This is a genomic window from Nocardioides sp., from assembly GCF_036374615.1.
Lineage (GTDB): Bacteria > Actinomycetota > Actinomycetes > Propionibacteriales > Nocardioidaceae > Nocardioides.
Genome location: NZ_DASUTK010000142.1, coordinates 1 through 6,884, shown reverse-complemented (window position 1 = coordinate 6,884; position 6,884 = coordinate 1). Strand labels below are relative to the sequence as shown.

Here is a 6,884-nt window from a genome sequence, read left to right as displayed (position 1 = left end):
GCTGCGGGCGCTCGCGCTCCTGGAGCCGGTGCTCTCCGCGCTCGCCGCGGCCCACCGCGCGGGCCTGATCCACCGCGACGTCAAGCCCGAGAACGTCCTCATCGCCGACGACGGCCGGATCAAGGTCGCCGACTTCGGGCTCGCCAAGGCGGTCAGCGCCGACACCCAGCACACCGCGACGGGCGGGGTGCTGATCGGCACCGTGTCCTACCTCGCCCCCGAGCTGGTCGTCGACGGCAAGGCCGACGCCCGCGCCGACGTGTACGCGACCGGAGTCGTCCTCTACGAGCTGTTGACCGGGCAGAAGCCGCACGAGGGCGAGTCGCCGATCCAGGTCGCGTACAAGCACGTGCACGAGGACGTCCCTGCGCCGTCCGCCACCGTCCGCGGCCTCCCGGAGTACGTCGACGCGCTGGTCGCCCGCGCAACAGCTCGCGACCGCGGACAGCGACCGGCGGACGCAGGAGTGCTCCTCCACCAGGTCCACCGGGTCGCGCAGGCACTCGCGACCGGTGTCGAGGTCGACGACGAGCTGACCGCCGACCTGATGCCGGCGCGACCGGCGCCCGCCGTCGGCTCCGACACCGAGCGCGACCCGTTCGACGCCGACGAGTTCGCCACGCTGCTGGCCCCGGCCGAGGCGGCGGAGGCCCTGGGTGCGTCCCCGCCGGAGCACACCACGAGCCTGCTGGCCGCCCCACCGAGCGAGGTGATCGAGCCCTCCGCGGTCTACCAGCCGGTGGCGCCGGCCCGGCCGCGACGGTCCCGCAAGGGTCCGCTGCTGATGCTGCTGGCGCTGCTCCTCGCCGTGGGGGTCGGGGTCGGCGCGTACTGGTTCGGCTGGGCGCGCTACACCCAGACCCCGAGCGTCCTCGGCCTCCGCGAGGCGGCGGCGGTCGAGAAGCTGGAGTCGGCCGGCCTCGAGGTCCGGGCCGGCGACCCGGCGTACAGCGAGACGGTCGCGGCGGGGCGCGTGCTCTCCACCGACCCCGGACCGCGCGAGCGCGTGCTCGACGGTGGCACGGTCACCCTGGTGCTGTCGCTCGGCAAGGAGCGGTACGACGTGCCGAAGGTCCGCGGCATGACCGAGGACGAGGCGCAGGACGCGCTCGCGGAGCAGAACCTCCAGTTCGGCGAGTCGATCGGGCGTTGGTCGCAGAGCGTTCCCGCGGGCACGATCCTCGGGAGCGACCCCGAGGTCGGGACGTCGCTGAAGCCCGACTCGATCGTCAACCTCTTCATCAGCGAGGGCCCGAAGCCGATCCGGGTGAAGGACTTCACCGGCAAGCCGGCCGACGTGGCGGAGCAGGAGCTCGGGGACCGCGGACTCGTCGTCGAACGGGGAGAGCCGCAGTTCTCGGACACCGTGCCCGAGGGCAACGTCATCAGCCAGACCCCGGCCAGCGGCACGCTCTTCCGCGGTGACACGGTCACGCTGGTCGTCAGCCAGGGGCCGGAGCTGGTCGAGGTGCCCGGTGGCCTGGTGGCAGCGGGCGTCGACAGCGCGCGGGAGACCCTCGAGGCGCTCGGGTTCGTGGTCGAGGTGGAGAACGCCGACGAGTACCTCGGCCTCGGATTCGTGTTCAGCGTCGACCCGCCGTCAGGGACGATGGTGCCCAAGGGCAGCACGATCACCCTCAACCTGATCTGAGGCAGCCAGGGTGTCAGCTCCTGTGCTCGCCACCAAGCTGTTCGCGCCGCCGCCGCGCCCGCAGCTCGTGGCGCGGCAGCGCCTCCTCGAACGGCTCGACACCACTCTCGACGAGCACCACCGGCTGACCCTCGTCTCCGCGCCGGCCGGCTTCGGGAAGACCACGGTGCTGGGCGACTGGCTGCGCCACCTCGGCCGGACCCAGGACACCGTGCGGGTCGCGTGGGTGTCGCTGGACGACGGTGACAACGACCCGCCCCGCTTCCTCACCCATGTCGTGGCCGCCCTGCAGGGCGCGGGCCTCGACGGAGTCGACGCAGTGCTCGACAGCCCGGGCGCCCCGCCGGGGGTCATCGACCTGACGGCGCTCGTCAACCGCGTGAGCGAGGCCAGCGAGCGCGCGCCGGAGACCCGGTGGGTCCTGGTCCTGGACGACCTCCACGTCATCCAGGCGCTCGAGGTGCAAGAGGCGTCGGCCTTCCTGCTGGAGCACCTGCCGGCCCGGGTGCACCTGGTGCTGGCCACCCGCTCCGACCCACCGCTGCCGCTGGCGCGCCTGCGCAGCAGCGGTCAGCTCACCGAGCTGCGTGCGGCCGAGCTGCGGTTCACGCGTTCCGAGGCCCGGGAGTTCCTCAACTCGGTCATGGGCCTCGACCTGACCAGCGACGACGTGGAGGCGCTCGACGAGCGCACGGAGGGCTGGGCCGCCGGCCTCCAGCTGGCGGCCCTCTCCTTGCGCGGGGTCGAGGAGCGCGAGGAGGTCGTCGGGTTCATCGACGCGTTCACCGGCAGCAGCCGGTTCGTCATCGACTACCTCGCCGATGAGGTGCTGGCCCGACAGCCCGACGAGGTCCGCGAGTTCCTGCTCCACACGGCGGTGCTCGACCGGTTGACGGGCTCGCTCTGCGACGGCGTCACCGATCGGACCGGGGGCGCGGGCGCCCGAATGCTGGAGGACCTGGAGCGCAGCAACCTCTTCGTGGTCGCACTGGACGCCGACCGCGCCTGGTACCGCTACCACCATCTGTTCGCCGACGTCCTGCACGCGCGGCTGCTGGCCGAGCAGCCGGAGCTGGTGCCGTCCCTGCACCAGCGAGCCAGCGGCTGGTACGCCGAGCGCGGTCTGGTCCTCGACGCCGTCCGGCACTCCCTGGCGGCCGAGGACTTCGACCGGGCGCGCCAGCTGATGGAGGAGGCGCTGCCGGAGGTGCGGCGCGCCCGCCAGGACAGCGTGCTGCTGAGCTGGGCGGCAGCGCTGCCGGAGCCGGTGGTGCGCCGGAGCCCGGCGCTCTGCATCGTGGCGGCCTGGTCGAAGCTGATGACCGGTGACCTCGACGCGGTGGAGCCCTGGCTCGAGGACGCCGAGGCGGCGCTGGCTGCCGGTGCCGAGGACCCGGACCTGGCGTCGACCTGGGCCGACACCGAGGACCTGCGGATGGCACCGGCGATGATCCCGGTCTACCGAGCCTCGGTCGCGCAGGCCCGCGGGGACGTGGCAGGAACAGTCCGTCACGCTCGACAGGCCGTGGAGCTGGCCGGGCCCGACGACCACTTCATCCACGGCGCCGGCGCGGGCTTCCTTGGCCTCGCGGCGTTCGCCGCCGGCGACGTGCCGGAGGCCATCACCACGTTCTCCATGGCCGTGCGTCATCTGCATGCGGCGGGCAACCTGGTCGACGAGCTGGACAGCACCGTGGTGCTGGCGGACATGTGGCTCGCCTCGGGGCGGCCGAGCCGTGCCCGGAGTCTGTTCGAGTCCGCGCTGCGGACGGCCACCGGAGGACGCGAGCCCTACCCGCGGGCCACGGCGGACCTCCACGTCGGCCTGGCGGAGCTGGACAGCGAGCTCGGTGACTTACCGAGTGCCGAGGCCCATCTGCAACGGGCGCGCGTGCTCGCGGAACGCGCTTCCATCAGCGAGAACCGATACCGCTGGTACACGGTCATGGCACAGCTGCAGTCCCGGCTCGGCGACGGCAGCGCCCCCCTGGACCTGCTCGACGAGGCGGAGGCGTTGTACCGGCGCGGCTTCTACCCCGAGCTGCGCCCGATCCACGCGCTGCGCGCCCGGCTCCACCTGACGCACGGCGACGTCGGCGCGGCAGAGGCGTGGACGGAGGAGCACGGCGTCACCGCCGACGATGAGCCGACGTACCTGCGCGAGTACGAGCACCTCACCCTGGCGCGGCTGCTGCTCGCCCAGCAGCGCCACGGAGACGCTCTCACGCTGCTCGACCGGCTCGAAGCGGCCGCTGCGGCTCACCGGCCTGGCAGCGCGATCGAGATCCGGATGCTACGCGCGCTCGCCGAGCACGGGGCCGACCGCCGTGGACGGGCGCTCAGGGACCTCGAGCGGGCGCTGACGCAGTCACCGGAGCCGGAGGGCTACGTGCGGCTGTTCCTCGACGAGGGCGCCCCGATGCTCGCCCTGCTGCGGGCCGCGGTCGAGGACGGCGTACTGCAGGAGCACACGGCACGGCTGCTGGCCGCCGCGGGTCCGGCTCAGCCGGCGACGCATCAGCAGCGGGGGCTGCCGGACCCTCTCAGCGAGCGAGAGCTGGAGGTGCTGCGCCAGCTCGACACCGGGCTGACCGGCCCGGAGATCGCGCGACAGCTGTTCGTCTCCCTCAACACGCTGCGGACCCACACCAAGCGGATCTTCACCAAGCTCGACGTCAACAACCGCGCCGCAGCGGTCCGTCGGGCCCGCGAGCTGGGCCTCCTGCGCGAGCAGCGCTGACGCGGAGTCACATCGCCAGTCACCACATGTGGTGACGCGCGGTCCCATCGTCGCGACCTACGTTCCGAGCATCCCCGGAGCACCCGCTCCGGACCAACGGAACCAGGAGCCGGAGATGGCCATCACCACCACCACACTCACCAAGGCCGCCGGCCTCGCCGCAGTCGCCGCAGGCCTGACCTTCATCGGCGTCCAGGTCGGACACCCGCACCTCGACGCCGAGTCCATCACCACGACGGAGGTCGCGGTCCGCACGGCGTTCAAGGTACTGATGGCCGCGCTCGCCGTGGTCGGGATCACCGGCATGTACCTGCGGCAGGTCACGAGGACGGGCGTCCTCGGACTGGTCGGATACGTCGTGCTCAGCGCCGGCTACCTGCTCATCATGTCGACCACGATCGTCGCGGGCTTCGCCCTGCCGGCGATCGCCGACACCGACCCCGGCTACGTCAACGACGTGATCGAGGCCTCGACCGGCGGCTCGGCCACCGGCGACATCGGGCTGCTGCAGCCCATCCTCCAGCTGCAGGGCGTCTTCTACCTCGCCGGTGGACTGCTGTTCGGCGTCGCGCTGTTCCGCGCCCGCGTCCTCGCCCGGTGGGCCGCCGCCCTGCTCGCCGTGGGCGGACTTGCGTCGGTCGCGCTGTCCCAGATGCCCGACGCGTTCTACCGGATGCTGGCCGTCCCGAACGCCGTCGCCATGATCGGCCTCGGCTACTCCCTGTGGAGCATCACCCGGGCCGCCCAGGCCACTGACGAGACCAGCGAAGGTCAGACCAGCGAAGGCCCCGTCGTCCCCACGCCGGCCGCGAGCGCTGGTGCGTGATGACCACCAGGTCCACACCCGACACCCGGCCGGCCCAGCGCCGGTCGGGTTCTCGGGCCGGCTCGAGCTGGCGGCTTCCGGTCGCGCTCATCGTGCTGAGCCTGATCCCAGTGGTGTTCGGATTCGTGCGGCTGGTTGAGATCGCCGGCGGCCCGCAGGTCATGCCGGAGAACCCCCGCATCGACGCCTCCCCCTCACCGGTAGTGATCCACGTCGTCGGCGCCGCTCTCTACGCGTTCGTCGGTGCGTTCCAGTTCAGCGCCCGGCTGCGGCGCCGGCACCTGGCGTGGCACCGGAAGGCCGGCCGGGTGCTGGTCGTCGCCGGATCGGCCGTCGCGCTGTCCGGGCTCTGGATGACGCTCTTCTACTCCGGCGCGCCGGGAGGTGCCCTGCTCTGGGCGGTCCGGCTCACGGTCAGCTCGGCGATGTTCGTCTTCATCGGCCTGGGCTTCGCAGCCGTCCGACGCCGCGACATCCCCGCGCACCGGGCGTGGATGATCCGGGCCTACGCCCTCGCCCTCGGCGCCGGCACCCAGATCTTCACCGAGGGCATCGGCGAGGCGATCGCCGGAACCGGCGACCTGAGCAAGGGCATCTCCGTCAGCTCCGCCTGGGTCATCAACGCCGCCATCGCCGAGTGGGCGGTGCGACGCCATGCCTGACAGCCGCGCCCCGCTGCCCTACCAGCTCCGGATCGAGGGCCACCTCGACCAGCACTGGTCGAGCTGGTTCGACGGCACGGCCCTCACCCACGAGGACGACGGCACCACCACCCTCCGCGGCGTCGTCGCGGACCAGGCCGAGCTGCACGGCCTGCTCGCCAAGATCCGCGACCTCGGGGCCGCCCTCATCTCGCTCTCGACAGGAGAACAGTCGTGACCACCACCGCTGCACCCATTGCCACCACCTCCTCCTCCACGGACCTGTCCCTGACTCGGCTGTACCTGCTCCGAGCCGGCTACCTCTTCATGGGCGGCGGCCTCGCCCTCGTGAAGTGGCCGCTGCTTGGCGACGCCCACACCATGCCGCTGTACGAAGGCGTGACGCTCTGCCTGCTGACCGCCATGTCACTCCTCGCCCTCGTCGGGCTCAAGCTCCCGGTGGCGATGCTGCCCGTGCTGCTGCTCGAGGTGACGTGGAAGCTGATCTGGCTCGGGCTGGTGGCGCTCCCCGCGTCGCGAGCGGGCGACCTCGACCCCGCCATGAGCGAGGTCCTCGTGAACTGCTCGTTCGTGGTCGTGATCATCGCGGTGATCCCCTGGCGGCATGTCTGGCGCGCCTATGTGCGTGCCGGTGGAGCACGTTGGCGATGATCGACTCCATGACCTCACGCGCTCCGCTCGAGGAGATCTCCTGGCCCGTCCGCACCGCCCGACTGATCCTGCGGCCGGCCACCCTGGCCGACCTCGACGCGACCTGGGCGTTTCGCCGGCTTCCCGAGGTGAGCCAGTGGCTCACCCGGGCCCCCGCCACGATCGAGGAGTACCGCCCCCACTTCGAGGAGCCCGAGAGCCTGGCCAAGACCGTCGTCATCGAGCGGGACGGGCAGGTCATCGGGGACCTGATGCTCGACCTCGGGGACGCCTGGGCGCAGGGTGAGGTCGCCGCCCGGGCGCGCGGCGTCCAGGCCGAGCTGGGGTGGGTGCTGCATCCGGACCACGCCGGAC

Annotated in this window: 7 protein-coding genes; all 7 read left to right on the top strand. The window is 72.3% G+C overall.

The genetic code is table 11. The annotated features are described in order from the left end of the window. Nucleotides 1-1,651 (top strand): Stk1 family PASTA domain-containing Ser/Thr kinase (locus VFZ39_RS11260; protein ID WP_330865845.1); only part of this gene is annotated, 1,651 nt, incomplete at its 5' end. Between the two features lie 10 nt (nucleotides 1,652-1,661). Continuing rightward, on the top strand, nucleotides 1,662-4,391 hold the full coding sequence (locus VFZ39_RS11255; RefSeq protein WP_330865844.1) for a LuxR C-terminal-related transcriptional regulator: 2,730 nt from the start codon (nucleotides 1,662-1,664) through the stop codon (nucleotides 4,389-4,391). A 115-nt stretch (nucleotides 4,392-4,506) separates the two neighbouring features. Continuing rightward, entirely contained in the window at nucleotides 4,507-5,217 is a 711-nt protein-coding gene (locus VFZ39_RS11250; protein WP_330865843.1) for a hypothetical protein, read from the top strand. After that, nucleotides 5,217-5,879, top strand: a complete 663-nt coding sequence (locus VFZ39_RS11245) for a DUF2306 domain-containing protein (protein WP_330865846.1) — start codon at nucleotides 5,217-5,219, stop codon at nucleotides 5,877-5,879. The genes VFZ39_RS11250 and VFZ39_RS11245 overlap by 1 nt, the downstream gene beginning before the upstream one ends. Further along, nucleotides 5,872-6,096, top strand: a complete 225-nt coding sequence (locus VFZ39_RS11240) for a hypothetical protein (protein ID WP_330865842.1) — start codon at nucleotides 5,872-5,874, stop codon at nucleotides 6,094-6,096. The genes VFZ39_RS11245 and VFZ39_RS11240 overlap by 8 nt, the downstream gene beginning before the upstream one ends. After that, nucleotides 6,093-6,530 (top strand): hypothetical protein, encoded by a 438-nt coding sequence (locus VFZ39_RS11235; protein ID WP_330865841.1) that lies wholly within the window; start codon nucleotides 6,093-6,095, stop codon nucleotides 6,528-6,530. The genes VFZ39_RS11240 and VFZ39_RS11235 overlap by 4 nt, the downstream gene beginning before the upstream one ends. A gap of 8 nt (nucleotides 6,531-6,538) precedes the next feature. Continuing rightward, nucleotides 6,539-6,884, top strand: a 346-nt coding sequence (locus tag VFZ39_RS11230) for a GNAT family N-acetyltransferase (protein WP_330865840.1), incomplete at its 3' end; no start/stop codon positions are given.